The organism is Bacillus cereus group sp. BfR-BA-01380 (assembly GCF_022663535.1).
GTDB classification, from domain to species: domain Bacteria; phylum Bacillota; class Bacilli; order Bacillales; family Bacillaceae_G; genus Bacillus_A; species Bacillus_A cereus_BB.
Window position 1 is genome coordinate 174,192 of the sequence record NZ_JAKUFS010000005.1, and the last position, 26,674, is coordinate 200,865.

The following is a 26,674-nucleotide window of genomic DNA, read 5'->3' on the forward strand; positions in this document are numbered from 1 at the left end:
TAGTTTCCTGATATAACAAGATTATGTGAACAAATCGCTTTTCTTTTGACTTTTTATTTCTTTCTTGTTGAAATGGAGGAAAGGAGGAGTTTTTTTATGCATATTCCAACAACAACACTTCATAACGGTGTGAAAATGCCAATGCTCGGTTTAGGCGTATATAAGGCGAAAGAAGGAGAGGAAGTAAAACGAGCAGTGCAGACTGCACTTGAGATCGGCTACCGTTCTATTGATACAGCTGCTATTTATGAAAATGAAAGCGGTGTCGGAGAAGCGATTCGTGAATTTGGAATTGCGCGCGAAGAGTTGTTTATTACAACGAAAATATGGAACGATGAACAAGGATATGAAACGACGCTGAAAGCTTTCGATACAAGTTTAAAAAAATTACAGATGGATTATGTTGATTTATATTTAATTCATTGGCCAATACGTGGGAAGTATGTAGATACATATCGTGCTCTAGAAAAATTGTATGAAGAAGGTAAAGTGCGTGCGATTGGTGTGTCAAACTTTCATATTCATCATTTAAAGCATTTATTAGCAAACTGTCACGTGAAACCGATGGTGAATCAAGTGGAGCTTCATCCAATGTTAGCGCAATTTGAACTTCGCAATTTTTGTCAGCAAGAACAAATTCAAATGGAAGCATGGAGTCCGCTTATGCGCGGAGGAGAGGTGTTTGAACATCCTGTTATTCAAGAAATTGCTAAGAAATATGGAAAAACACCTGCTCAAGTTATTTTGCGCTGGGATATTCAAAGCGGCATTGTAACAATTCCGAAATCTGTTACACCATCACGCATTGCAGAGAATTTTCATATTTTCGATTTTTCATTAACGGAAGAAGAAGTACACCAAATTGATCAACTAGATTGCAATAAGCGTTCAGGAACAAATCCAGAGAAATATGATACGATGTAAAAAAGCTACCGGTTTTCGGTAGCTTTTTTAACGATGAAATTCATATGTATCCAATTTTAAAAGTGCTTGAATACGTTCGTATTGTTCGTCTGTTAATGAATTTGTAGTGCCGGCTTTTACGTTTTCGCGTAATTGGTCAATTGAGCTAGCACCTGGAATGAGAGCTGCAATTGCCGAAGTATGCAGGCAATATTGAAGCGCGGTCTCTGTTAGAGAGCGCTCATTTGTTATTTCTTTTACGCGCGATACGATGCGTTTTACTTCATCACAGTTGTAAGAGAGATAGCCTTTTTCTTTCACTTTAGCTAATTTCTGTTCATTGTTATTCGTTAATAAGCCTTTTGCAAGCGGGCCGCGGGCAATTACACTAATATGGTGTTCCTGCAAGAGCGGAAACCATTCTTCAGGACGGCGATTGAACAGGTTATACTCCATTAAAACACTTACAATATTAGAGCGCTCTGCATATTGGCGAATGACATTAGGGCGGATGGAAGAAATACCGTAATGACGAATCAATCCTTCTTGTTTTAGTTCTTCAAATGTTTCAATAACTTCGTCTATATGATCTTCAATTGTTCCGCCGTGCAGCTGATACAAATCGATATAATCCGTTTTTAATCGGCGCAGGCTTTCTTTTACTTCTTCTTTTATATATGCCTTAGAAGGGTCCCAGGACCAACCGTTTTTTTCTTCTGTCCAGCGGTTCCCAACTTTTGTAGCAAGGACAACTTGCTCCCTTTTTCCTTGCAGTGCTTTTCCGACAAACTCTTCATTTAATCCATAATTGTATAAATCGGCTGTATCCAAAAAATTAATACCTAAATCTAACGCTTCATGAATGATTTGAATGGCTTCTGTTTCATTTGTTCCAAGTGACATGCATCCAAGTCCCATTTCACTTACATATAAATCTGAATTTCCTAATTGACGTGTCTTCATCATTCTCCTCCTTACTTTTATTGTACGAAAGCGTAAGAAGTTTCACAAACACTTTACATTTGTCTATCATATCTTTCGAGAGGACTCCCATCTCTAAACATATGTGAAGGTGGTGAGGTGAATCGGAAAAATATTTTATTTTTAAGCAAAATGATAGAAACGTATGTTCTTGTTTTGGTATAATATCCTTAACGAGGAGGTGAAAAAATGACAACGGAAAATCAAATAAATTATAAAACTCTTCAGATCTGGATTAAAAAAGGACATCGTATGTATTCTTATTTTCAAGAATCTTGTCAAAACGCTAAAAATATGTACAACACGACAAATTTTTATATACGACAAGTGTATACAGGTTTGATACAAGATAAGGAATTACAACCTTTACAAAAAGAAGTTTTAGATACAATTGATAAAAACATTGGGAAGATGAATGATGCACAACTTCTTGCCTATCAAAAGAAATTGGAAAAAGAGAAAACAAAACCAAAAGAAAAACAAAAAGAAGTGAAATGTAATTCGTTTTCAGAACCAACTATAGAAAAACCTTATGTAGATTATCATTTTCTGGATGCATTATTTAAAGCGATGGTTCAGAAAGATTATCGTGCTTTGCCTACGCAATCTAGTCAATCAATCATGAAAAATGTATTCCAAAATTGGAAGTCTTTTTTTGCTAGTTTAAAAAATTATAAAAAGAATCCCAACAAATATACTGGAAAACCTGGAATTCCAAAGTATATTCGTTCTTCTGAAAAGGAAATCTTGTATACAAATCAAGATTGTGTCATTAAAAATGATAAGTTTTTAAAGTTTCCAAAGACAAAATTGCAATTAAATATTGGGAAATTGGGGTTTACTGAAGGTAAACTGAAGCAAGTTCGTGTTATCCCAAAATACAATGGATATGTGGTGGAGTTAGTGATAGATGTTCCTTCAGAACAACAATCCGTTGAAGAGAATGGTCGTTATATGAGTATTGATTTAGGGATTGATAACCTTGCAACCATCGTAACAAACACAGGTATAAAGCCTGTACTTGTTAAGGGCAAACATATCAAAAGCATAAATCAATATTACAATAAAATGAAGAGCCATTTTACAAGTGTTCTAAGGCAAGGTAAACAAACAAATGAAGGATCTTTTACTTCTAAAAGAATAGAAAAACTTCATCAAAAGCGTTACCTGAAAATAAAAGACATCTTCCATAAAGCGAGTCATCATATTGGAAAACTAGCTCAAGAAGAGGAAGTTTGCAAAATCGTTATTGGTCAAAATAAAAGTTGGAAACAAGAAACTGATATGGGAAAGAAAAATAACCAAACATTTTGCCATATCCCGCATAGTTTATTGATTCAAATGATTACATACAAAGCAAATGCGGTAGGCATTCAAGTTGTTGTAATCGAGGAATCTTACACATCAAAAGCAAGTTTTCTAGATAGTGACTTTATTCCAACGTATGGAACAAATGACCAAAATGCAACTTTTTCAGGAAAACGAATGAAGCGTGGTATGTATCGTTCTGCAAAAGGAATCGGAATCAACGCAGATGTAAACGCTGCGGCTAATATTTTACGAAAAGTAGTCCCGAATGCATGGACAAACGGGATAGAGGGGTTAGGCGAGGAACAGCTCGCTAGTGTGTTAACTCCACTGACGTTAATCGTCCGTTAGGTCGAAACGTTAGAAACCCCCACTTCAAGCTTTGCTAAGTGGGGGAGTATTCATTTGTAATCCAGTCATGGACAGTTTGATAACGTTGTTCATATTGTTTTAGCAGATGACGAATTTCCCAAGCTTTTCCGACTAGCGTTACTCGATTTGGTAAAATATACATTTTCATTTTTATCTCGCTCCTTTCAATGTGATAGAATGTATGAAGAAAGGCTAGGAAATAGAACAGGGAGATGAATTCTTATGAGTAATCTTGAAGAAAGAACGATTGCGACGGAGCCTATTTTTGATGGAAGAGTCATTAAAGTTCGTGTTGATGAAGTAGTATTGCCAAATGGTGAGACGAGTAAACGTGAAATTGTGAAGCATCCTGGTGCGGTAGCGATTATTGCCATTACAGATGACGAGAAAATTGTGTTAGTTGAACAGTATCGTAAAGCGATGGAAAAAACGCTTGTTGAAATTCCTGCTGGAAAGTTGGAGCAGGGGGAAAAACCTGAAGTAACAGCAATTCGTGAATTAGAAGAGGAAACAGGGTACATATGTGAGAAAATGGAGCTCATTACGTCATTCTACACTTCACCGGGGTTTGCAGATGAAATTGTGTACGTATATGTAGCGACTGGCTTGAAGAAGAAGGAAAACAAAGCGGCCCTTGATGAGGATGAGTTCGTTGAGTTAATGGAAGTGTCATTAGAAGAAGCGCTGCAACTAATCAAAGAGCAACGCATTCATGATGCAAAGACAATGTTTGCAATTCAATATTTACAATTGAAAAAATAAACACTCGCTTTATGCGAGTGTTTATTTTTGTGAAATTTGAAGATGACTAGCTGTAGCATTTTTTTATCCCGCTATTCGTGGGCAGTAAGACCCTCACCTCAAAATTTAGAGACAAGCAAAGAAGATAGGTGAGGGATAACTGTCCGTAAAAGCCCGATTGGGCGGGCTTTCCATCAGCGGGGATGAAGCCCCCACTGATGGAAGTTTCACTTTATTGTATTTTTGCATATACACATGTATCACGTAAACTACCATCAGGAGCAAGGAAGTCATTTTCGAGCGTACCTTCTAGAATAAACTCTAGGCGTTCTGCTACTAATCGTGCATTTGTATTATTCGCATCACAGCGAATTTCAAGACGTTTTGCTCCAAGTTTATCGAAAGCGAATTGAACAGCTCCTTTTAATGCTTCTGTCATATATCCTTGTTTTGTATAAGAGCTTTGAAGCCAAAAGCTGATAGAAAACTTTGGAATATCCCAGTTTTCTGGGTGGAGAGTGAGTGCGCCGATGAAAGTACCCGATGTTTTATCGTATAGATGAAACGGTAATGTTTCACGAAGTAAAAACTTTCCATGTGCCGCTCTAACTGCTGATTCTGCGGTTTCTTCAGTTTCGTGTGTAATAGTCATCCATGGCTGCAAGTCTTCTAAAGAAGCTTGAATAGCTTCGTAAACTTCCGCTCCATCACCTGGGAACGGTTTCCGCACCTGTAAGCGCTCAGTCTGAAATAATGTTGGAAAATCTAATAATAGTTGTTTCAAACGAAATCCCTCCTATTCTCTTCTTTTAAGTTTAGCAAAGTGACGTGGAATTTCAATGTTAATTCGTCATACTTTTTTCTTTCTCTCATACATTCTATATAGATACAAAGTGAAAAACCGACATAAAACCATTCTTTTTAGGTGGGCGAGAGCATCTAGCCATGCGTAGAAGCGGTCAGGGCCTTACTCTGCCACATGAGAAGTGAAATCAAAATGAATTTATCCCGCTATTTGTGGGCAGTAATAATCCCACCTCAAAATTCAGCGAAGGCAAAGAAGTTAGGTGGGAGATAAACTGCCCGTAAAAGCCCGATTGGTTCAACTAATAATCAGTGGGGGATGAAAAAAAAACCCCACTGATTAAAGTTTCACTTTATATAGTAAGGGAAAGAACGGAGGGAATGAATATGATAAGGAAATCATCTTGGCAAGATCGTGTAACATATCATGTACAAGAACACGCTTCATTATACGTATTTGTAGCTGTTCTTTTATTAATGGGAGTTATATTTGGAGCAATTCTTGTGAATAGTTTACAAGTAAGTCAAAAGCAAGACTTGTATTTTTATTTGAGTCGTTTTTTTGGACAAGTTTCCAAAGGACAATTTGCAAATTCAGGTGAAATGTTTCGAGAAAGTTACTTATCGCAACTGAAATACATTGGCTTTATTTGGATTTTAGGTATTTCCATCATTGGTTTACCACTTATTTTTATTTTATTATTTTTAAAAGGAGTTGTTGTTGGATTTACAGTAGGTTTTTTAGTAAGTCAACTTGGATGGAATGGCTTATTATTAGCATTTGTGTCTGTACTTCCACAAAATTTAATTATCATACCAACGTTTCTTATTATGACGACGATTGCAGCTAGCTTTTCATTGCGTATGATTCGTCATCAATTTATTCGCAAAGTAAATGAGCCTTTGCTACCACTTTTTATGCGCTACACTTGTTTTTTTCTTATTATTGGTGCTGTGTTAGCGATTTCTTCAGGAATTGAAGCATATATATCGCCAACTTTTATGAAACAAGTCATGGATACTATTAATAAAAAGTAATTATACTTTGAGAATTATTATCAAGTAATTTTGATTATTTTTCTTTTGACAGTTGCCCTTCTTCTGATATAATGAAATAAGAGTGGCGAGGGAGGGAGTAGTACCGAATGGAAGAAAGAATTGATCGAATTAAGAAGCAGTTACATGCAGCGAGTTATAAATTAACACCACAACGTGAAGCTACGGTTCGCGTGCTGCTAGAAAATGAAGAAGATCATTTAAGCGCGGAAGATGTTTACCTCCTTGTAAAAGAAAAGTCGCCAGAGATCGGACTTGCAACCGTCTATCGAACTTTGGAGTTATTATCCGAGTTAAAGATTGTCGACAAGATTAATTTCGGTGACGGTGTTTCGCGCTATGACTTACGCCAAGAAGGAGCATCACGTTTTCATCATCATTTAATTTGTACGGAGTGCGGTGCAGTAGAAGAAATTCAAGAAGATTTACTTGGTGAAGTAGAAAAAAGAGTAGAACAAGAGTGGCGCTTTAAAGTAAAAGACCATCGTTTAACGTTCCATGGTATTTGTGAAAAGTGTCAAGAAAAATTAACAGAAGAAAATTAACCTTTTCCTATTTAGTTAGGAAGAGGTTTTTTTATTTACCATTAGGTATAAATGATGAAAAGCTTGGCATATGTTGTAATAACATATATTTTGAGGGTTCATCACCGTAACATGAGGTTGATTTTTTGAAAATGAATCATTTTTCATATACGGAACGGAGAGTGGCGACTCCCGCGGAAAGCGTCCACTCGGAGTGGAGTGTACATCTATCTATATGTCACCCCCGTCTTTTGGCGATGAACCATTTTGGAGGAATTTACAATGCGCCGAGCAATGAAAGTTATTTTTGATGGTATGAAAGTATTTTTATTGTTTACCAGTTGTACCATCTTGTTTTATTTCGCTATACTATGGATAAATGAAGAATATGAAAGTTATCATCGTTATGAAAAACCGAAAGAAGAAATGGTAGAAAAAGTATCTGGAACAGAAGAACCTGCGAAAGATGCTTTCGTAAACAGAATAATTTTTTTCTATGAAAATGGGGAGTAGAGAAGATTGGAAGATCAATTACAAGATTTTATTCATTATATGGTTGTTGAAAAAGGCTTAGCTCAAAATACAGTTGTATCATATGAACGCGATTTAAAGAGTTATACGAAGTATTTACAAAAAGTAGAGGGAATTACATCTTTTCAGGATGTGACGCGTATACATATTGTGAACTTTTTGCATCATCTAAAAGAGAATAATAAATCTTCGAAAACGATGGCGCGTCACATTGCATCTGTACGATCGTTTCATCAATTTTTATTACGTGAACATGTTGTAGAACATGACCCATCTGTACATATTGAAACGCCTCAAGCTGAGCGTAAATTACCGAAAGTATTATCTATTGATGAGGTAGAGGCATTATTACAAACGCCAAAAGGAACAAGTGCCTTCGGAATTCGTGATAAGGCTATGCTAGAGTTATTATATGCAACAGGGTTACGTGTTTCCGAGTTAATTGAATTAAACTTAGCTGATGTACATTTAACGATGGGTTTTGTTCGTTGCATTGGAAAGGGAAATAAAGAAAGAATTATCCCACTTGGCAGCTTAGCGGCCGAAGCGATTCAGCATTATATTGAAAAAGGAAGACTGGAACTGTTAAGAAAGAAGGCGGCCGAAGCACTCTTTTTAAATCATCATGGAAATCGTTTATCTCGCCAAGGGTTTTGGAAAATTTTAAAGAGACTTGCAAAAGAAGCAAATATTCAAAAAGAACTTACACCGCATACGTTGCGTCATTCTTTTGCAACGCATTTATTAGAGAATGGAGCAGATTTAAGGGCGGTACAAGAAATGCTTGGTCATGCTGATATTTCAACAACGCAAATTTATACCCATGTTTCAAAAACTAGATTAAAAGATGTATATAAACAGTTCCATCCAAGGGCATGAGTTTTCATGTCCTTTTGCCATTAAAGTGAAAAAACTTCACAAAAACTTCACAAATATTTCGTACATTGTTTTCAGCAGAAGGCTAGAATATGAAAGCATACTTCCTCTATACTAATATAGAACGAAGGAGGAAGTTATAATGAAGAAACTTTTAATTACATTATTTATCGCCATGCTAGCCTTAGCAGGTTGTAATACGAAATCGAACGAGATAGCGAAAAAAGATAAGACGATGGAAGAAGTAAAAGTAGAAGTAAAAACAAACCCTGAAACAATAAAGCCGAATGAAAAAGTAGAAGTCCAAGCAATTGTTACACAAGGGAAAGAAAAAGTAACAGATGCAGATGATGTGAAATTTGAAATTTGGAAAGATGGCGAAGATAAAAAAGAAATGGTAAATGCGAAGCATAAAGGAAACGGCGTTTATACAATTGATAGAACATTCCCATCTGAAGGTGTTTATCATATTATTGCACATACAAATGCACGTGATATGCATGTGATGCCAGAAGTAAAAGTAGCTGTTGGAAATGCAAAAGTTACAGAAGAAAAGAAAGCTCATGACAGTCATGAAGCGGGTCATGGTGATCATAAAAGTGAGACAATGATCCATCTTATGGCAGATGGTGTAAAAGCAAATACAGAATCTACAATGAAAGTACATGTAAAACAAAAAGAAGAAGCATTAACTGGTGCGGAAGTTCAACTTGAAATTTGGAAAGATGGTGCAGAAAAGCACGAGTTTGTTCCAGCAAAAGAAGGCAACAAAGGTGAATATACAAGCACTCATACATTTAAAGAAGCAGGCGCATATAAAGTGAAGGTTCATGTACGAAAAGGTGATCTTCATGACCACAAAGAAGAAACGGTTGAAGTGAAGTAAGGAACAGCTCTTTGAAAGAGCTGTTTTTTATTTTTAGGCGGTAGAGAGCATCTGGTCATGCATAAAGCGGTCAGGGCTTTTTCCTGCCACATACAAGAATTAAAACAAAGGGAGAAAAGTAAATGTAGATTACATTTTGTTCTGCATGACAGTGATTTATATGTTGAAAAAATCAAAATGGATTTATATATTAGTTTCATTAGCACTTCTGTGCAGAATAGATTACAATAAAATGTGTAGAAAATATGAAATGTGAAAAAATTTATTAAAAAGAAAGCGCGAACATGTTATGATAGCTGTAGAAGATGTCTGACATCTGACTTAGAAAAAGAAGGAAGTTTTTACATCGATTTGAACATACTACATTAGTAGCATATATAGGAGGTTACAGTTGTGAGCAAATATAAACGTATTTTCCTTATCGTAATGGACTCTGTAGGAATCGGAGAAGCACCAGATGCTGAAAAATTTGGTGATTTAGGTTCTGACACACTTGGGCATATTGCTGAACATATGAATGGATTACAAATGCCACACATGGTGAAATTAGGTCTTGGCAATATCCGTGAAATGAAAGGGATTTCTAAAGTAGAGAAACCACTTGGTTATTATACAAAAATGCAAGAGAAATCTACTGGGAAAGATACAATGACAGGTCACTGGGAAATCATGGGCCTTTACATTGATACACCATTCCAAGTGTTCCCAGAAGGGTTCCCAAAAGAATTACTTGATGAGTTAGAAGCAAAAACAGGACGTAAGATTATCGGTAATAAACCTGCTTCTGGCACTGCTATTCTTGATGAGCTTGGTCAAGAACAAATGGAGACAGGCTCTTTAATCGTGTACACTTCTGCTGATAGCGTATTACAAATCGCAGCTCATGAAGAAGTGGTACCACTTGAAGAATTATATAACATTTGTAAAATTGCTCGTGAGTTAACACTTGATGAAAAATATATGGTAGGTCGTGTTATTGCTCGTCCATTCGTTGGAGAGCCAGGAAACTTTACGCGTACACCAAACCGTCATGACTATGCTTTAAAACCATTTGGACGCACAGTTATGAACGAATTAAAAGATTCCAATTATGATGTAATTGCAATCGGTAAAATCTCTGATATTTATGATGGAGAAGGCGTAACAGAGTCTCTTCGTACAAAATCCAACATGGATGGTATGGATAAGCTTGCAGATACAGTGAATATGGACTTTACAGGTTTAAGCTTTGTAAATCTTGTTGACTTTGATGCATTATTCGGTCATCGCCGTGATCCTCAAGGTTATGGAGAAGCATTGCAAGAATATGATGCACGTCTTCCTGAAGTACTTGAGAAATTAAAAGAAGACGACTTATTAATTATTACAGCAGATCATGGAAATGATCCAATTCACCAAGGTACAGACCATACGCGTGAATACGTACCATTATTAGCATATAGCCCAAGCATGAAAGATGGCGGACAAGAATTACCACTTCGTCAAACATTTGCTGATATCGGTGCAACAGTTGCAGAAAACTTTAATGTAACAATGCCAAAATATGGAAAAAGCTTCTTAAACGAGCTAGGTAAATAGGAGGAATATAAAATGAATCGTGAATTAATTACAAAATCTGCATCATATTTAAAAGGTAAATTTTCAGAAAGACCAACAGTAGGACTAATCCTTGGTTCAGGTTTAGGTGTTTTAGCTGATGAAATTGAAAACGCAGTAGCTGTACCTTACAATGAAATTCCTGAGTTCCCTGTATCTACAGTTGAAGGCCATGCTGGCCAATTAGTATTCGGTACACTTCAAGGAGTGACAGTTGTAGCAATGCAAGGTCGTTTCCATTACTATGAAGGATACGATATGCAAAAAGTAACATTTCCAGTTCGTGTTATGAAAGAATTAGGTGTAGAAACAGTTGTTGTTACAAACGCAGCTGGTGGTGTAAATACATCATATGAGCCAGGCGATTTAATGTTAATCTCAGACCACATTAACTTTATGGGCTACAATCCATTAATCGGACCAAATGATTCTGAAATGGGTGTACGTTTCCCTGATATGTCTGAATCTTATAGTAAAGATCTTCGTGCAATGGCGAAACAAGTTGCAGCTGATTTAAATATTAAAGTACAAGAAGGCGTATATGTAGCGATGACAGGTCCAGTATACGAAACACCAGCAGAAATTCGTATGATCCGCACAGTTGGCGGCGACGCTGTCGGAATGTCAACTGTACCAGAAGTTGTTGTAGCGCGTCATGCTGGTATGAAAGTACTTGGTATTTCTTGTATTTCAAATATGGCAGCTGGTATTTTAGATCAGCCACTTAATCATGAGGAAGTAATTGAAACAACAGAGCGTGTAAAAGCAAACTTCTTAGCACTTGTAAAAGAAATTGTAAAACAAATGAAGGGATGAGTTTACAATGAGAATGGTGGACCTAATTGCGAAAAAGCGTGATGGCAAAGCATTAACGACAGAAGAAATTAAATTTATCATTGAAGGGTACACAAATGGTGATATTCCCGATTATCAAATGAGTTCACTTGCAATGGCAATTTTCTTCCAGGATATGAATGAGCAGGAACGTGCTGATTTAACGATGGCAATGGTAAATAGCGGCGATACAATTAATTTATCAGCGATTGAAGGCGTAAAAGTAGATAAGCATTCAACAGGTGGTGTTGGTGATACAACTACACTTGTATTAGGTCCATTAGTAGCTTCTTTAGGTGTACCAGTTGCGAAAATGTCTGGTCGTGGTCTTGGGCATACAGGTGGTACAATTGATAAATTAGAAGCGGTTCCAGGATTCCATGTAGAAATTGAGAACGAGGAATTTATTCGACTTGTAAATGAAAACAAAATTGCTGTTATTGGGCAAAGCGGTAACTTAACACCTGCTGACAAAAAGTTATATGCACTTCGTGACGTGACGGCAACGGTAAACTCTATTCCGTTAATTGCCAGCTCAATTATGAGTAAAAAAATTGCAGCTGGTGCGGATGCAATCGTTCTTGATGTAAAAACAGGTGCGGGTGCATTTATGAAAACGGATGAGGATGCGAAGCAATTAGCAGAAGCGATGGTTCGTATTGGTAACAACGTTGGGCGTAAAACAATGGCTGTTATCTCTGATATGAGTCAGCCGCTTGGTGAAGCAATCGGTAACGCCCTAGAAGTGAAGGAAGCGATTGATACATTGCAAGGAAAAGGACCAAAGGACTTAGAAGAGTTATGTTTAACACTTGGAAGTCAAATGGTATACTTAGCTGGACAAGCTTCTTCTTTAGAAGATGCACGTGAAAAGCTAATTGAAGTGATGAACAATGGCAAGGCACTAGAAGCGTTTAAAACATTCTTAGCAGCACAAGGCGGCGATGCTTCTGTAGTTGACGATCCAATGAAACTTCCGCAAGCGCAATATATGATTGAAGTAGAAGCACAAGAAGATGGCTATGTATCTGAAATTGTAGCAGATGAAATTGGTACAGCAGCGATGCTTCTTGGTGCAGGACGTGCAACGAAAGAATCTGAAATTGATTTAGCAGTTGGTCTTATGCTTCGTAAAAAAGTTGGCGATAGCGTGAAAAAAGGTGAATCACTTGTAACGATTTACGCAAACCGTGAAAATGTAGAAGATGTAAAACAAAAAATTTACGAAAACATGAAAGTGTCTGCAAATCATGTAGATGCACCGAAGTTAGTACACGGTATCGTCGAAAAATAAAGTGACAATTTGTTCGCAAATTGTGAGATAAAAAAGCTAAGGAGTTTTCTCCTTAGCTTTTTTTGCATATAATAAGAATGGGTGAAATTATGATAAGAATTTGCGCAGTAACAAAGGAAAATGAAGTATTATATGACGTATCATTAGAAGAAACGAAGCGAGAGGATATTGTATGGTTTTGGTTAGATTTATGTAAACCGACGAAAGAGGAGTATACATATATTTTACAAGAGTATTTCAAATTCCATCCCCTTGCGATTGAAGATTGTTTGGAGTACGTACAGAGGCCGAAAGTTGACTTTTATGAAGGGTATAATTTTTTAGTTCTTCATGCTTTTAGTGAAGAGGGACTCGAGCCGCATGAAATTGATTTATTCGTTAGTGATCATTTTGTTGTATCTTTTCACTTTTCGCATAATAAGGCGATTGAACGAGCGTGGAATAAACTTGGGGAAAAACAGCGCATAAAGAGAAGTACTCTTCATGTGACCCATATGATTATTGACCAAATTGTAGATGATTATTTTACTCCTGTATATTATATTGAAGATCATTTAAATGCCATTGATGATAATTTAACGGGAGATACAGCTGGTGTTGTATTAGAAGAGGTATTTGATATTCGCTCTGATTTATCAAAATTACGAAGAACAATTGTACCAATGCGCGATTTATTATATCGTATTTTAAATTCAACGCGCTTTTATGGTGTAAATGACCATGAAATTTATTTTAAAGATATTCACGATCATCTTTTAAAGCTTGCCGAAATGATTGAGGCAAGCCGAGAACTGACAGCTGATATTCGCGATAGCTACTTTTCGCTCAACTCTCATCATATGAATAACATTATGAAAACATTGACGGTTTTTTCAACCATTTTTATGCCATTAACATTTATCGTTGGTGTATATGGAATGAACTTTGATCATATGCCAGAGTTAAAGACGGTGTATGGCTATTATATTTGTTTAGCGATAATGGCCTTTATAGGTGGCGGCATGATGGTCTGGTTTTATAAGAAGGGCTGGTTTAAATAATAAAACGCCGGGAATTCCCGGCGTTTTTGCTTTAGCCAATGGCATGTAACACAAACATGGCTAAGAAGAGACATGTGATAACATAAAGCGGTTTTGCAACTTGTTTATGTTTACCAAGTGCTACTTTTAAGATTGGATATGCAATGAATCCAAAAGCAATACCATCAGCAATGCTATATGTGAGCGGAATCATAACGATGATTAAAAATGCTGGAAATCCTTCTGAAAAATCGTTCAGAGGAATTTGTTGAATGTTTGTAATCATTAAACCGCCAATAATAATTAAGATTGGAGCGATTGCGCTATTTGGAATTAATTTTACAAACGGCAAAGCAAATAATGAGGCAAAGAATAATCCGCCAGTGACGATAGACGTCATACCTGTCTTACCACCCGCTGTAATACCAGCAGCACTTTCTATTGTAGAAACAGTTGGACTTGTGCCAAAAAGACCGCATGTCATCGCTGAAATTGCATTTGCTTGATAAGCACGAGGGAATTTACGCTGATCTTCTAATAAACCGTGCAAAAGTCCCATGTTTTCAAAAATGAGTACCATACTCAATGAGAACGTTGCGATTAAAAATGGTAAAGAAGCCAGCTTCCCAAACGACATTGCACCAAAAACATCACCATAGTTAGCAAAGGAGAATGAACTGTTACCAATTTGACTTGTATCAACAATACCAAATAACCAGGAGATACCGGTTCCAATTGCAATTGTCCATAAAAAATTGCCACGTACGTTACGAATAAATAAAACTAATGCAACAATAAGAGTAAGCAGTGTTGCTAGAACAACTGGACTACTTAATTTTCCTAATGCAACAGCAGTATTTGAATTTGCAACAACAAGACCGCCTTTTTGTAAGCCGATAAATGCTAAAAAGAGTCCGATTCCGACAGTAATAGCTTCTTTTAATGACGTTGGAATTGCGGCAGAAAGTGTGCGAGCAATTGGTGTAAAGGCGGCAATTGCAAAAATAATACCAGCGACAAAGACCGCTGCTAATGCTTCTTGCCAAGTTAAACCAAGCGTATGCACCGCTGTGTACGTGAAAAACGCATTTACTCCCATACCTGGTACAAGAATCGCTGGTGCGTTTGCCCAAAATGCCATCAATAGACATCCAAAAAATGAGCTGAATACTGTTGCTAAAATTCCTGCTTCAAGAGGAATGCCAGCATCTGATAAAATCGATGCATTCACAATCATAATATAAACAATCGTGAAAAATGATGTTACACCAGCAAGTATTTCTTGTTTTGGTGATGTTTGATGTAAGTCTAATTGAAATGTTTTTTCGAGAATTCCTTTCATGTTAAACCTTCTTTTTCATATCCCTCTCCCACCCGTGATATCCCTATGTAAGGCTCACCGTCTATTATTATAGCAAAACAACAGTTTTTTACAACAATAAAAATGAGAACGTTTTCTTTTTTGCTAGATATACAATTACATATAGGTAAAAACAGCACGTACAGTTGAAATAATTTCTATTTCGCCTGATTGAATAGGAGGAGCGCCGCTATGAACAGCGGAATAAGCAACAAATTCCCGCGGCATTTGGGAAGACTCTTCAACGAGAGAAAGAGGAACGGGATTTATATGTAGATTATATGTGCTAGCAACCGTCCTTGCTTTTTCTTGCGCGTTTTGCACAGCGAGTACTAATGCTTGTTTGTAATAAGCATTCGGTGCAGAAACGCGAAAGACAAGTCCTCTGGCGACATTTGCTCCGTTTGCTACGGCTGCTTCAAGTACTTCGCCTGCTTTTTGTACATTGAGTACAATAATTTCATATAAATGCTCAACTTGATAACCTCTTAGGACAGGCTTTTCGTTCACGAATTCATATTGCGGTGTAATGGTGTAAGAAAGTGTTTTAATATTTTGTTCTGTAATTCCAAGTTGCTTTAAAGAAGCAAGTAAATTCGTAGAAAGAGCAGCGTTTTCTGCTTGTGCTTGTTTTATATTTTGGTCTTCAGTACGAACACCGATTGTTAAGACGACAACATCCGGTTTTGCTTTCACGACACCTTCACCTTGTACAGTAACTGTTGCTTCTTTGCCATTACGTAACTCATATGAATAGGGGGGCATGCCCATTTGCATGATTGTTCACCTTCCTTTCTTTATTTATATGAAAGAAGGAAGTCCATTTTTTCCTTAAATTTAGAAATATAGCAGAAAATCTAAGTAGAAAGAAAATATATACAATTAAGGTATTCATGCATTATAATATGTGTAAATATTATAAAAAAGGGTCGAGAACAGTGAACGAAAAACGAGAAGTACTTATTTTAAATTTATCTACTTCCTTTCGGAGAATGCTTCGTTTATTACAAAGCGATATTAATGAGCTTTTTTCTGAGCATATGCCATGGAATGAGTTTTCTGTACTGCGTGCGTTATATTGGAAAAGCCCGCAAATGGCATCGCAAATTGCTAGTGAAGTGAATGTTACATCCAGTCATATTACAGCAGTTACAGATCGTCTTGCTCGTAAGGGGCTTGTAATGAGAAAGCGCTCTAACTCAGACAGACGCATTGTGTATTTAGAAATTACAGATAGCGGGAGAGAAGTTGCTGAAAAACTGGAAAATGTTCGAAAAGAATACTATAGAGAGAAGTTTCAAGACTGGAGCGACCAGGAAATTGAAATGGCGTTAGATCTCTTCGATAGAGTCCTATGAAAATAGAAAAGTAAAGATTGCTTTTCTATTTTTTTATGTGTAAATTGAAAAAATGATATAAAACTCTCTTTCTTTTTAGATGGGCGAGAGCATCTGGCCATGCATAGAAGCGATTTATAAAGAAAAGCGGAAGCGGCTGGAGCTAGACAAAAATGTCGAAAGATTAAAAGGGATTTATGCATTGCATAAAAATGGGCCTATATTCCTATACTTTACGTATATGAAATAGGAGGCAGACAATGAAGCGTATTGTTTCTTTTGGAATTGTCGGTATCTGTTTATTGTGTTACGGCACTGAGATCAGTGCAGCGTCTCCCAATCAAATTGTCCAAAAAGAACTGGAATATATCTCAAATCATAAATCTGTTTTATATTCAAAGCTATGGATGCGTTCGATGCAAACGTCCGTATTATTTCATCATAATGATCGCATTCATCATCAAGATACTTTACATAATATAAAACATTCTTCTCTTGTTGATATAAAACAAATGTCACTAACGAAAGCAGCGGTTTATATGCCGCGAGTTTCTCAGTATGTATCAAAATTCGGAAAAGAAAATGTACAAGTGTACTATTTAGCTGTGCAGTATGATGTGAAAAAAGAAAATACATATCAAATGAATGGAACGAACTACTTCTTACAAGTGTTTGTACAAGAGTATGGAGATTGGAAAATTGCCGAAAGTATTGTGGCACCGACGGATCAAATTGTGACAAACCACGATGGATTTGGGACAGATGAAGAGAAGAACTATAGTGAAAGAAGAAAGAAGATAAAATAGCCTCCGAGGAGGCTATTTTGCATATAAAGAAAGTTTCTGTTTTAACACCCACTGTAAAATAGCATATGTCAAAATGCCAAACCCTATAAAATACATATAGTGAAGCGGGATCGATTTACTGCCATCAGTGAAAACTTCGCTGCCAAGAAGTCCGAAACAAATGGAAGTACATATTGAAAAATAGACATGAAGTTTTTGGAATAGCAATATCTTTCCATTCTGTTCATTTGGTGAACGGGCATACAAATAGGCTCCTAGTGACAGACAAATAAGTATATAAAATGCCGGACTTAGTAGCGTCCATGCAGATGGAATATGATGATAAGCAGGTCCCGCATGTACATCTCCATATTCATCCTTGATAGCTTCTCTTTGCGGTTGATAGTCATAGTTAATGTTAAAATGGGTAAGAGGAGCTAATGTACTTGTATTTTCTATATACATGGAACTTTTATCGTAGGCATTGTTATATTCTTTTTCTGGTAAATCAACATGTAATGCAAAGAAAGGGAACACAAGCTGAAAAATATAAATAGGTAAAACCATTAAAATATAACTTAGCGCACCTTGTGAAACAATATTTCCTGTAATGGTTCCGATAAAAAGAGCTAGTGTATAAACTGCAATTAATGTCATGATTGTATAGACAAAGTATAGATGAAACGGTGTAAATGATTGATAATCGGCGTGTATCGTCGTTTTATAGATGATATACATAAGGAACCAGCTTACGCTAAGTGCACTTACGATATGAACCGTACCAAATAACCATTTTGATAAAAATAAATGTGAGCGTTTAAATGGCATAGACCATAAAAAATCATTTGTTTGATTATGACGCTCCCAGCCTATTAATATGACTGCTAATCCAATTAAAAGCAGGGCAGGGAAAAATGTAGGACTATCTCCGTTCAAATGATAGGAATAATACGTATTCGTTGTTTCGCGTAAGTACTTAGCTCTGTGCAGTGCGTCTCTATAATATCCATATGGTAAGAGATATAAGGTACTGAGCCAGAATAACAGAATGACATATTTCCCTTGCTTCCAGTTTCGCATCCATAACGCTTTTTGAAACATGTAATTCACCTCGATTTATATGTGTACTTTTATTGGTTAAAACAGTATCGTTATTTTCCTACTAAAGAAAATTTCCATTTTAGTAAGCGAGATAAAATGAGATAAGTGATAACTCCTGTGCCTAGAAAACCGATATAATAGCTTACTAACGAATTGATTCCTCCTAGTAAACGAGCACCAAGCAAGGCAAAGCACGTTACCGTACAAACGATAAAGAGCTTTTGTAGCTTTGGAAAAAGTAGTATTTTTCCGTTTTGTTCGTTAGGTGACCGGGCATATAAGTACGCACTTAATGGTAATAAAATTAATGTATATACAATAGGGCTTATTAATGTCCAGGGAGACGGGATTGAGCTAAAGTTAGGCTCATTGATTCGTTTTCCCGTTTTATCTTTAAAATTAGACTGCGGATCGTAATTAAAATAAATTTGAAAATCTATCATAGGTGAAAAGACAGTGAATTTTTCAATATCATTCGTATATGCATTTTCTCGTTCATAAGTGTTAGCATACGATTTATTCGTATGAACAGAAATGAATCCAGCAATCAAAATAGATAATACGAAAGGTAAAATAAGAACAATTGTAGTTAGCAGACCTTGTGAAACAACATTTCCAGCAATTGTTCCAATACATAGCGTTAGCGTATAGATGGCAATGAGTACAATGGCTGCGTATAGAAAATAATAGTGAAACGGTGCAAATATTTGATATTTATTATGGAAAGTTGTTTTTTTCATAATAGCGAAAATTCCCCAGTTCAATACGAGAACGCTCATAATATTACAAACACCAAAAAGCCACTTTGTAAGAAAGATATGTGTTCGCTTGAATGGCATTGACCAAAGTAGATCGATAGATTGATTATGACGATCCCAGCCAATGAGAACACAACCTAAAATAATAACAAGTGCACCCTGTATTACTATAGTTTCTTCAGGAAAAATATAGTGGTAATGAAAACGATAATTCCATTTCATATTATCGTGAAAATAGTTTAGTTGTTCTACAGCTGCCAAATAATATCTGCACGATAGTAGATAGAAGTTAACGAGCCAAAATAACCATACGATATATTTACTTTGTTTGTATGTTTGAAACCATAATGCTTTATGAAACATGTAATTCACCTCTATTTGTATGTGTCTGCTTCTTGATTAAAAATAGCGTTATCTTTCACCAAAAGAGTAGAAGTACATATTTCCCCTGTTTAAACGTTCGCATCCACAACGCCTTATGAAACATGTGACCCCTCCTCAAAAGCCGTAACAAATACATCCTCAAGTGACATTGGCAATTCTTCTAATAAGAGCGGCTGTTCTTTATGAAACTTTTCTAACGTAGTTGTGACATTTCCTTCGATTAAAACGGTGTATACTTTTCCTGTTTGTTGTAATACTTTCACGTTGCTTAAGTTTTCTAGTTTTTGTGGTAGTGAGCGTTCATAAGCGACTTGAATTTTTGCATAACGTGATTTTGTATCTTCTAAAGCTGTAATCGATGCAATTGTATGATCTTTTAAAATGATGACTGTGTCTGCGATTTTTTCAATTTCATCTAAGTGATGCGTAGAAATGAGAATGGTAATTTCACGTTCTGCTACTTCTTCAATTAAAAATTGCAGGATTTGTCTTTTTACAATTGGATCAAGTCCGTTTGTGGGCTCATCTAAAATAATGTATTCTACGCCAGTAGAAAAGGCTAAAATCATCGCTAATAATGCTTTCATTCCGCGGGAGTAGCTGCGAATGCGTTTGTCTGGTAAGTTAAAACGCTCTAGTAACTTATAAAAATAGTCTGCATTGAAATTATGATAGACTGCTTTATAGAATTTTACGATTTCTTTTACTGTATATCCGCTTAATACATTTGTAGAGTCTGGAACATATACAACGGTTTGTTTCACTTCAGGGTGTTTATGCACGTCAACTTCGTTATAGGTAACAGTGCCTTCATCTGGATTTAAAATTCCAACGAGTGTACGTAATAATGTTGTTTTTCCAGCTCCGTTTCTTCCGAGTAATCCAGCAATGCTCCCTTTTTTTAAAGTAAATGAAATATCTTCTAATATCGTTTGATTATCAATTGTTTTCTTTACGTTCGTCACCTTTAACATGAGTATGTCCTCCTAACTCTTTATAGTATGAATCAATCCAATCATGAATTTTTTCTTTTGAAATACCGAGATACGAAGCTTCTAGCAACAATTGATGGAATTGTTTTTCTACCATAGCGATTTTCCTTTCATCTTGTGCGGGAGTAATGGATTGCGAGACGAATGTTCCTTTGCCGCGCAGTGTTTCGATAATTCCTTGTCGCTCTAATTCTTGATAAGCCTTACTCACTGTGTTTGGATTAATCACAAGTGAAGAGGCAAGTTCACGAACGGAAGGGAGTTTATCGTTAGATTCGAGCATCCCTCTTAAAATGAGCTCTTTAACATTATGAACAATTTGTTCCCATATCGGAGTGTTGCTTCTTGGATCTAGTTGAATGTGCAAGAGCAAAGTCTCCCTTCTAATAAAAAGTATGAGTGTACTATTAGGTGTAATACACTTAATACAATATATAGTACATCATTATTTGTCAACTATATTTTTAGAAAATTATGGTATAAAACCCCTTCGTTTGGAAAAAATAGGTGTGATATAGAATGGAGGGTTAGTCATGAAGCGATTAATAGGAATACTTGTTTGTTTCATGTTATTGCTTTCTGCAGTTCCAATTAGTTTTGCGCAGTCTGAGAAAAAAGAAGTCGAAGCAGAAACAAAACCAAAACTAGCGGAACAAGCATCGTCAGCAATTGTGATTGAGCAGGATACGGGGAAAGTTTTATTTGAAAAAAATCCAAATGAAAAGTTGCCGCCTGCTAGTATGACAAAAATTATGACCATGTTACTTATTATGGAACAAATTGAAAAAGGAAAATTGAAACTGACAGATAAAGTGAGAACAAGTGAACATGCAGCTTCAATGGGCGGTTCACAAATTTTCCTTGAACCTGGTGAAGAGATGACAGTCGATGAAATGTTAAAAGGCATTGCCATTGCATCTGGAAATGATGCATCAGTTGCAGTTGCTGAACACATTGCTGGATCGGAAGAAGGATTTGTAGATAGGATGAATAAAAAAGCAAAAGATTTAGGACTTAAAAATACTCATTTTCAAAATCCAACAGGTCTTCCAGCCGAAAATCATTATTCAACAGCATATGACATGGCAGTTATGGCAAAGGAATTAATGAAATACCCGTTAATCCGTAAATATACAGGGAAATATGAAGATTATTTACGGGAAGATACGGATAAGAAATTTTGGCTTGTAAACACAAACAAGCTTGTTCGTTTCTATCCAGGTGTTGACGGTGTAAAAACAGGTTTTACAACAGAAGCAAAATATTGTTTAACAGCATCTGCAGAACGCAATGGCATGCGTGTCATTTCTGTCATTATGGGATCTCCAACATCAAAGGAACGAAATGCGGAAGTAACGAAGCTTCTTGATTATGCATTTAGTCAATATATGACGAAAAAGATGTATACAAGAGGAGAAAAAATTCAAACGGTAAAAGTAGGGAAAGGAAAAAAAGAAACTGTCGACTTAGTAGCTTCTGACAATGTTTCTCTGTTAATGAAAAAGGGAGAAACAATGAAGAATCTCAAAAAAGAAGTAGTTGCTGAGGAGAAGGTGAAAGCTCCAATTAAAAAAGGAGATGCCTTAGGTACACTTGTTATAAAAAAAGGTAATGAAGTGTTACTCAAACAAACAATTGTTGCAAAAGAAGATGTTGCAGCAGCGAGCTGGTGGGAATTATTTAAACGAAGTTTTGGGATGTTCTCGACATCGAAATAGCGGCAATTTAGTTGCCGCTTTCTCTCTTTGTTTTACCTTGTATGTGGCAGGAAAGGGCACTGACCGCTTCTATGCATGGCCAGATGCTCTCGCCCACCGAAAAAGAATGGTTTTATGTCGGTTTTTTAATTTGGATTTATATAGAAGGTTCATTTTATGACGAAATAGTACTTCTTTTGTCAGGTGGAAGGATTCTACATTTATTTTAGAGAAAAACTTCTTATATGTTTTGCGTGTATACGCGAATTTTGAATGTAAGGAGGAAATAGAGTGAGTCTTTCCATCCATTTAGAAGTAAAGCGTGACGTCTTATGTGTTCGTTTAGCGGGCGAACTAGATCATCATACTGCCGAAGAGTTGCGAGCGAAAGTAACTGATATGATTGAGACGCATCATGTTCATCATATTATTTTAAACTTAGAACAATTAGCATTTATGGATAGTTCTGGTCTTGGTGTTGTATTAGGAAGATATAAGCATGTCAAAAGCTTAGGCGGCGAAATGGTTGTTTGTGCAATTTCTCCTGCTGTAAAGCGCTTATTTGAGATGTCAGGGCTATTTAAAATTATTCGATTAGAAGAAAATGAAGTGCGTGCGCTCGCGACATTGGGGGTGGCATAGATGAGAAATGAGATGAACCTTCAATTTTCAGCATTAAGTCAAAATGAATCGTTTGCTCGGGTTACAGTTGCCGCTTTTATTGCGCAGCTTGATCCAACGATGGAAGAGCTAACGGAAGTGAAAACAGTTGTGTCTGAGGCGGTAACGAATGCCATTATTCATGGATATGAAGGACACCCAGATGGCATTGTGTATATTACGGTTATTTTGGAAGATGACATGGTAAAGTTAACGATTCGTGATGAAGGGATTGGAATTCTAGATTTAGATGAAGCAAGGCAACCCCTTTTTACAACAAAACCCGAATTAGAGCGTTCCGGAATGGGATTTACCATTATGGAAAATTTTATGGACGAAGTAGAGGTTATTTCTAATAAATCTTTCGGGACAACGATCCATTTGACGAAGTATCTATCAAAAAGTAACGCTCTATGCAATTAAGGAGAATTGCCTATGGACATAGAGGTCAGAAGTGAAAAAGGAAAAGGAAAAGGGCAGTTAAAGGATCATGAGTTAAAAGAATTAATTAAGCGAAGTCAAGATGGTGATCAAGGAGCAAGAGATTTAATTATACAAAGTAATATGAGACTTGTTTGGTCGGTTGTACAACGCTTTTTAAATCGCGGTTACGAGCCGGAGGACTTGTTTCAAATTGGCTGTATTGGATTGCTGAAATCTGTCGATAAATTTGATCTATCTTTTGATGTAAAGTTTTCAACATATGCAGTTCCAATGATTATTGGAGAAATTCAACGGTTTTTACGTGATGACGGAACAGTGAAAGTAAGTCGTTCTTTAAAAGAAACTGGAAATAAAATTCGTAAAATGAAAGACGAATTATCAAAAGAGTATGGCCGTGCACCGACAATTAACGAAATAGCAGAGGCGTTAGAGTTAACGCCAGAAGAAGTTGTAATGGCGCAAGAAGCGAGCCGGACACCATCATCTATACATGAAACGGTGTATGAAAATGATGGTGATCCTATTACCGTTTTAGATCAAATTGCGGATCGCTCTGAAACAAAGTGGTTTGATAAGATTGCGTTGAAAGAAGCAATTCGTGAATTAGATGAGCGCGAACGACTGATTGTATATTTGCGGTATTATAAAGATCAAACACAATCGGAAGTAGCGGAGCGTTTAGGAATTTCTCAAGTACAAGTATCAAGGCTAGAAAAGAAAATATTAAAGCAAATGAAGGAACGAATAGGCGAATAGTCTATTCGTTTTTTTATTTTAAAAAAGTTGTATTAGAAAATTTTCCAATATCCATACTACAACTACGAGGAATAGTTAAGAGGTGATTGGAGTGGAGCAAACGATATATGTAAAAATGAGGAATCGTCTACAAGTGTCACCTGATTATGAGATTAAAATTGGTGATGTTGCACAAGTGGTTGGAGAGTCACATATTGTAGACGAGATAAAACGACAGGCTGTATATAAAATTACAAAGAAAGATAAAACGCATGTTGTAATTGATGTGATGAAAGTTATTCAGGCTATTCGGCAGTATTCCAACAGTTTAGAAATTAATTTGCTTGGTTCGGCACAAACGATTGTTGAAATTGTATATGAAAAAAACAAGTAAATCCATTTTTCTTTGGAATAGTGTGGTTATTACTATTTGTGGGAGCGGCTCTTGCGATTATTTATTTTCATGAAGACGTTAGTATGCAGCAAGTGCATCAACGTTTATATTACATGGTTACAGGGGAAAGCAACAAAAAGCCACTTTTATTTCAAATCCCATATTCGTTAGGACTTGGGCTTGGAATGATTCTTTTTTTTAATCACGTTTTTCAAAAGCGCATTAATGAAGAGCCAAGCCCATTAGAAGTTGAAATGTTTCAATACCAGCAATCTCTCGATCAATATGTGATGATGAATGAAAATAAAGAAATGATAAAGAAAATCCAAAATGATTGAATATATGGGGGTCATCTTTATTGGATTTGCTGGTGGAATTGCTGTTGGAGGAGGATACGTTGCATTTTTAACTGTATTGGGTATGATTCCGAGGCTCGCTCAGTTAACGAAAAGTGGTCATCGAGTTCAATATTATGAATGGGCTGTTGTGGGCGGTGCATTAAGCGGAGCATGGTGCAGTTTACGTGATATTACATTGATGGCCCCGCCGTATTGGCTTTTGCTTCTTGGATTGTTATGCGGCACATTTATTGGGATGCTTGCGGCTGCTTTAACAGAAGTGCTGAATGTACTTCCGATATTAGCGAAACGTGTTGGCGTTGATGGGAAAATTGTTATTCTTCTTATCGCACTTGTTCTTGGTAAGGTTATAGGTTCTTTATTTCATTGGATTTATTTTGTGAAATAGGAGGTATGTCAATGTCACCGCGAAAATTAAAAGATGATTATGCGAATAACGTGAAAGAGTATCAACCTAAACCTAACTATATTATGAATTGTATCAAGGCTTTTGTTGTGGGTGGACTTATTTGCACATTAGGTGAGGTCTTGACGAAGATGTATATACATTATTTCGATTTTACGGAGAAAAATGCAGAAAATCCAACAATTGCAACATTAATATTACTATCAGCAATTTTAACGGGACTTGGTGTATATGATAAACTTGGACAATTTGCAGGAGCAGGCTCAGCAATCCCGGTAACTGGATTTGCAAATTCAATGGTGAGCGCAGCAATGGAACACCGCAGTGAAGGAATTGTTCTTGGGATTGCGACAAATATGTTCAAAATTGCTGGAAGTGTAATTGTATTTGGAGTTGTTGGAGCGTATGTTGTAGGTCTCATTCGGTATACATGGAAGCTCCTCCATTGATGAAAGTTTCAGCCTATGTAAGCAAAGGAGAAGGCAGATGAGATTAACTGGGAAACAAACGTGGCTATTTCAAAATGATGTATATGTGAATGCGACGGGGACGGCCGTTGGACCGGAAGAGGCAAAGGGACCGCTTAGGGATAGTTTTGATATTACATATAATGATTTACATTGCGGAGAAGAGAGTTGGGAGCTAGCAGAAAGACGGTTAATGAGAGATTCGATTCAACAAGCATTGCGAAAAGAAAAGCTACAAGCATCTGATATCGATTTCTTTTTGGCTGGAGATTTATTAAATCAAACGGTTACAGCGAATTATGTTGCTAGAGAGCTTTCGATTCCTTTTCTAGGAATGTTTGGAGCGTGTTCCACTTCAATGGAGACGTTAGCTGTTGGCGCGGCATTTATTGATGGCGGGTTTGCAAATCGTGTATTAGCAACAGTTAGTAGCCATAATGCGACGGCCGAGCGGCAATTTCGTTATCCAACAGAGTACGGAGGACAAAAACCAACTACAGCGACGTTTACTGTTACAGGAGCTGGCACGGCTTTAATAAGTCGTGAAAGAAGTTCAATTAAAGTCACAGCAGCAACTATTGGAAAAGTACAAGATTTAGGTATAACAGATCCATTTGATATGGGATCTGCGATGGCCCCTGCTGCAGCTCATACAATTGGGCAACACTTTGAAGATTTAAAAAGAAGTGCTGCCGATTACGATTTAATTGTGACAGGAGATTTATCAGCAGTAGGAACACCGATTGCACGGCAACTTTTGTTAGATGAAGGCTATGATATAGGTAATGTCTATAATGATTGCGGTTTAATGATTTATAGAGATGATCAGCAAGTATTTGCTGGGGGAAGTGGCTGTGCTTGTTCTGCAGTTGTAACATATGGACATTTAATGAAAGAAATGGAAAAAGGGAATTTCGGGCGGATTTTTGTCGTAGCAACAGGTGCTTTGTTAAATCCGATTATGATTCAACAAAAAGAATCGATTCCAACGATTGCACACGGTATTGTATTTGAAAGAATAAAGTGAAACTTCCATAATTTTTGGGGCTTCATCCCAAAATTATGGTTAG

General features: G+C 36.6%; 30 protein-coding genes and 1 pseudogene. 22 read left to right on the forward strand and 9 right to left on the reverse strand.

Annotated elements, in window-relative coordinates:
- Positions 1-96: 96 nt before the first annotated feature.
- Entirely contained in the window at positions 97-924 is an 828-nt protein-coding gene (locus tag MR076_RS07005; RefSeq protein WP_242219059.1) for an aldo/keto reductase, read from the forward strand.
- 27 nt (positions 925-951) lie between these two features.
- On the opposite strand, the gene MR076_RS07010 is transcribed toward MR076_RS07005, so the two are convergent.
- Positions 952-1,866, reverse strand: coding sequence for an aldo/keto reductase (locus MR076_RS07010; RefSeq protein ID WP_242219061.1), 915 nt, complete (start codon positions 1,864-1,866; stop codon positions 952-954).
- 207 nt (positions 1,867-2,073) lie between these two features.
- Here MR076_RS07010 and MR076_RS07015 point away from each other — a divergent pair, with 207 nt between their 5' ends.
- Positions 2,074-3,543 carry an RNA-guided endonuclease InsQ/TnpB family protein gene (locus MR076_RS07015; RefSeq protein WP_242219063.1) on the forward strand — a complete coding sequence of 490 codons (1,470 nt, stop codon included), beginning with the start codon at positions 2,074-2,076 and terminating at the stop codon, positions 3,541-3,543.
- A gap of 34 nt (positions 3,544-3,577) precedes the next feature.
- Here the strand turns inward: MR076_RS07015 and mciZ are convergent, their stop codons facing one another.
- Positions 3,578-3,712 (reverse strand): Z-ring formation inhibitor MciZ, encoded by a 135-nt coding sequence (gene mciZ, locus MR076_RS07020; RefSeq protein WP_242219064.1) that lies wholly within the window; start codon positions 3,710-3,712, stop codon positions 3,578-3,580.
- 74 nt (positions 3,713-3,786) lie between these two features.
- Here mciZ and MR076_RS07025 point away from each other — a divergent pair, with 74 nt between their 5' ends.
- The gene (locus MR076_RS07025; RefSeq protein ID WP_242219066.1) at positions 3,787-4,326 is read left to right on the forward strand and encodes an NUDIX domain-containing protein; all 540 of its coding nucleotides are present in this window, start codon (positions 3,787-3,789) and stop codon (positions 4,324-4,326) included.
- Between the two features lie 211 nt (positions 4,327-4,537).
- Here MR076_RS07025 and MR076_RS07030 read toward each other — a convergent pair whose 3' ends face one another.
- Complete coding sequence (locus tag MR076_RS07030; RefSeq protein ID WP_242219068.1) at positions 4,538-5,089, reverse strand: GNAT family N-acetyltransferase; 552 nt, start codon at positions 5,087-5,089, stop codon at positions 4,538-4,540.
- 407 nt (positions 5,090-5,496) lie between these two features.
- Between MR076_RS07030 and spoIIM the strand changes: the two genes are divergently transcribed.
- The 9 genes from spoIIM (at position 5,497) to corA (ending at position 13,746) form a co-directional block, all read left to right on the forward strand.
- On the forward strand, positions 5,497-6,147 hold the full coding sequence (gene spoIIM / locus MR076_RS07035; protein ID WP_242219069.1) for a stage II sporulation protein M: 651 nt from the start codon (positions 5,497-5,499) through the stop codon (positions 6,145-6,147).
- 107 nt (positions 6,148-6,254) lie between these two features.
- Complete coding sequence (fur, locus tag MR076_RS07040; RefSeq protein ID WP_020059430.1) at positions 6,255-6,710, forward strand: ferric iron uptake transcriptional regulator; 456 nt, start codon at positions 6,255-6,257, stop codon at positions 6,708-6,710.
- Between the two features lie 261 nt (positions 6,711-6,971).
- Complete coding sequence (locus tag MR076_RS07045) at positions 6,972-7,202, forward strand: YqzK family protein (protein ID WP_242219071.1); 231 nt, start codon at positions 6,972-6,974, stop codon at positions 7,200-7,202.
- Between the two features lie 6 nt (positions 7,203-7,208).
- On the forward strand, positions 7,209-8,099 hold the full coding sequence (gene xerD, locus MR076_RS07050) for a site-specific tyrosine recombinase XerD (protein ID WP_242219073.1): 891 nt from the start codon (positions 7,209-7,211) through the stop codon (positions 8,097-8,099).
- A gap of 139 nt (positions 8,100-8,238) precedes the next feature.
- Positions 8,239-8,982, forward strand: a complete 744-nt coding sequence (locus tag MR076_RS07055) for a FixH family protein (protein ID WP_242219075.1) — start codon at positions 8,239-8,241, stop codon at positions 8,980-8,982.
- Positions 8,983-9,375: 393 nt separating this feature from the next.
- Positions 9,376-10,560 carry a phosphopentomutase gene (gene deoB, locus MR076_RS07060; protein ID WP_313897309.1) on the forward strand — a complete coding sequence of 395 codons (1,185 nt, stop codon included), beginning with the start codon at positions 9,376-9,378 and terminating at the stop codon, positions 10,558-10,560.
- 12 nt (positions 10,561-10,572) lie between these two features.
- Positions 10,573-11,394 carry a purine-nucleoside phosphorylase gene (locus tag MR076_RS07065; RefSeq protein WP_242219077.1) on the forward strand — a complete coding sequence of 274 codons (822 nt, stop codon included), beginning with the start codon at positions 10,573-10,575 and terminating at the stop codon, positions 11,392-11,394.
- A gap of 7 nt (positions 11,395-11,401) precedes the next feature.
- Entirely contained in the window at positions 11,402-12,706 is a 1,305-nt protein-coding gene (locus tag MR076_RS07070) for a pyrimidine-nucleoside phosphorylase (RefSeq protein ID WP_242219080.1), read from the forward strand.
- Positions 12,707-12,783: 77 nt separating this feature from the next.
- Complete coding sequence (gene corA, locus MR076_RS07075) at positions 12,784-13,746, forward strand: magnesium/cobalt transporter CorA (RefSeq protein WP_242219085.1); 963 nt, start codon at positions 12,784-12,786, stop codon at positions 13,744-13,746.
- A 31-nt stretch (positions 13,747-13,777) separates the two neighbouring features.
- Here the strand turns inward: corA and MR076_RS07080 are convergent, their stop codons facing one another.
- Together MR076_RS07080 and MR076_RS07085 are read right to left on the reverse strand one after the other, a co-directional pair.
- A complete protein-coding gene (locus MR076_RS07080; protein ID WP_242219086.1) occupies positions 13,778-15,067 on the reverse strand; it encodes an NCS2 family permease in 1,290 nt (429 codons plus the stop codon).
- 135 nt (positions 15,068-15,202) lie between these two features.
- Positions 15,203-15,862, reverse strand: a complete 660-nt coding sequence (locus MR076_RS07085; protein WP_242219088.1) for an SIMPL domain-containing protein — start codon at positions 15,860-15,862, stop codon at positions 15,203-15,205.
- Positions 15,863-16,023: 161 nt separating this feature from the next.
- Here MR076_RS07085 and MR076_RS07090 point away from each other — a divergent pair, with 161 nt between their 5' ends.
- Complete coding sequence (locus tag MR076_RS07090; protein ID WP_242219090.1) at positions 16,024-16,443, forward strand: MarR family winged helix-turn-helix transcriptional regulator; 420 nt, start codon at positions 16,024-16,026, stop codon at positions 16,441-16,443.
- 239 nt (positions 16,444-16,682) lie between these two features.
- Positions 16,683-17,228, forward strand: coding sequence for a hypothetical protein (locus tag MR076_RS07095; RefSeq protein WP_242219092.1), 546 nt, complete (start codon positions 16,683-16,685; stop codon positions 17,226-17,228).
- A 12-nt stretch (positions 17,229-17,240) separates the two neighbouring features.
- Here MR076_RS07095 and MR076_RS07100 read toward each other — a convergent pair whose 3' ends face one another.
- From MR076_RS07100 to MR076_RS07115, 4 genes are all read right to left on the reverse strand, one after another.
- Positions 17,241-18,308: an ABC transporter permease gene (locus MR076_RS07100; protein WP_242219095.1), complete on the reverse strand. Its 1,068-nt coding sequence runs from the start codon at positions 18,306-18,308 to the stop codon at positions 17,241-17,243.
- A gap of 50 nt (positions 18,309-18,358) precedes the next feature.
- Positions 18,359-19,429, reverse strand: coding sequence for an ABC transporter permease subunit (locus MR076_RS07105; protein ID WP_242219096.1), 1,071 nt, complete (start codon positions 19,427-19,429; stop codon positions 18,359-18,361).
- Between the two features lie 113 nt (positions 19,430-19,542).
- Entirely contained in the window at positions 19,543-20,424 is an 882-nt protein-coding gene (locus MR076_RS07110; protein WP_242219098.1) for an ABC transporter ATP-binding protein, read from the reverse strand.
- A complete protein-coding gene (locus tag MR076_RS07115; protein WP_242219100.1) occupies positions 20,390-20,809 on the reverse strand; it encodes a GntR family transcriptional regulator in 420 nt (139 codons plus the stop codon). The genes MR076_RS07110 and MR076_RS07115 overlap by 35 nt, the downstream gene beginning before the upstream one ends.
- Positions 20,810-20,975: 166 nt before the next feature.
- Between MR076_RS07115 and MR076_RS07120 the strand changes: the two genes are divergently transcribed.
- The 8 genes and pseudogenes from MR076_RS07120 (at position 20,976) to spoVAD (ending at position 26,631) form a co-directional block, all read left to right on the forward strand.
- Positions 20,976-22,160: a D-alanyl-D-alanine carboxypeptidase family protein gene (locus MR076_RS07120; protein ID WP_242219102.1), complete on the forward strand. Its 1,185-nt coding sequence runs from the start codon at positions 20,976-20,978 to the stop codon at positions 22,158-22,160.
- A 270-nt stretch (positions 22,161-22,430) separates the two neighbouring features.
- Positions 22,431-22,781: an anti-sigma F factor antagonist gene (spoIIAA, locus tag MR076_RS07125; RefSeq protein ID WP_242219104.1), complete on the forward strand. Its 351-nt coding sequence runs from the start codon at positions 22,431-22,433 to the stop codon at positions 22,779-22,781.
- Positions 22,782-23,222, forward strand: coding sequence for an anti-sigma F factor (gene spoIIAB / locus MR076_RS07130; protein WP_242219110.1), 441 nt, complete (start codon positions 22,782-22,784; stop codon positions 23,220-23,222).
- A 12-nt stretch (positions 23,223-23,234) separates the two neighbouring features.
- On the forward strand, positions 23,235-23,999 hold the full coding sequence (gene sigF / locus MR076_RS07135; RefSeq protein ID WP_242219111.1) for an RNA polymerase sporulation sigma factor SigF: 765 nt from the start codon (positions 23,235-23,237) through the stop codon (positions 23,997-23,999).
- A gap of 91 nt (positions 24,000-24,090) precedes the next feature.
- Positions 24,091-24,710: pseudogene (locus MR076_RS07140) on the forward strand (stage V sporulation protein AA).
- Positions 24,703-25,119, forward strand: a complete 417-nt coding sequence (locus MR076_RS07145) for a stage V sporulation protein AB (RefSeq protein ID WP_242219113.1) — start codon at positions 24,703-24,705, stop codon at positions 25,117-25,119. The pseudogene MR076_RS07140 and the gene MR076_RS07145 overlap by 8 nt, the downstream one beginning before the upstream one ends.
- Before the next feature lie 11 nt (positions 25,120-25,130).
- The gene (gene spoVAC, locus MR076_RS07150; protein WP_242219115.1) at positions 25,131-25,586 is read left to right on the forward strand and encodes a stage V sporulation protein AC; all 456 of its coding nucleotides are present in this window, start codon (positions 25,131-25,133) and stop codon (positions 25,584-25,586) included.
- A gap of 37 nt (positions 25,587-25,623) precedes the next feature.
- Positions 25,624-26,631, forward strand: a complete 1,008-nt coding sequence (gene spoVAD / locus MR076_RS07155) for a stage V sporulation protein AD (RefSeq protein ID WP_242219119.1) — start codon at positions 25,624-25,626, stop codon at positions 26,629-26,631.
- The last annotated feature ends 43 nt before the right edge of the window (positions 26,632-26,674 follow it).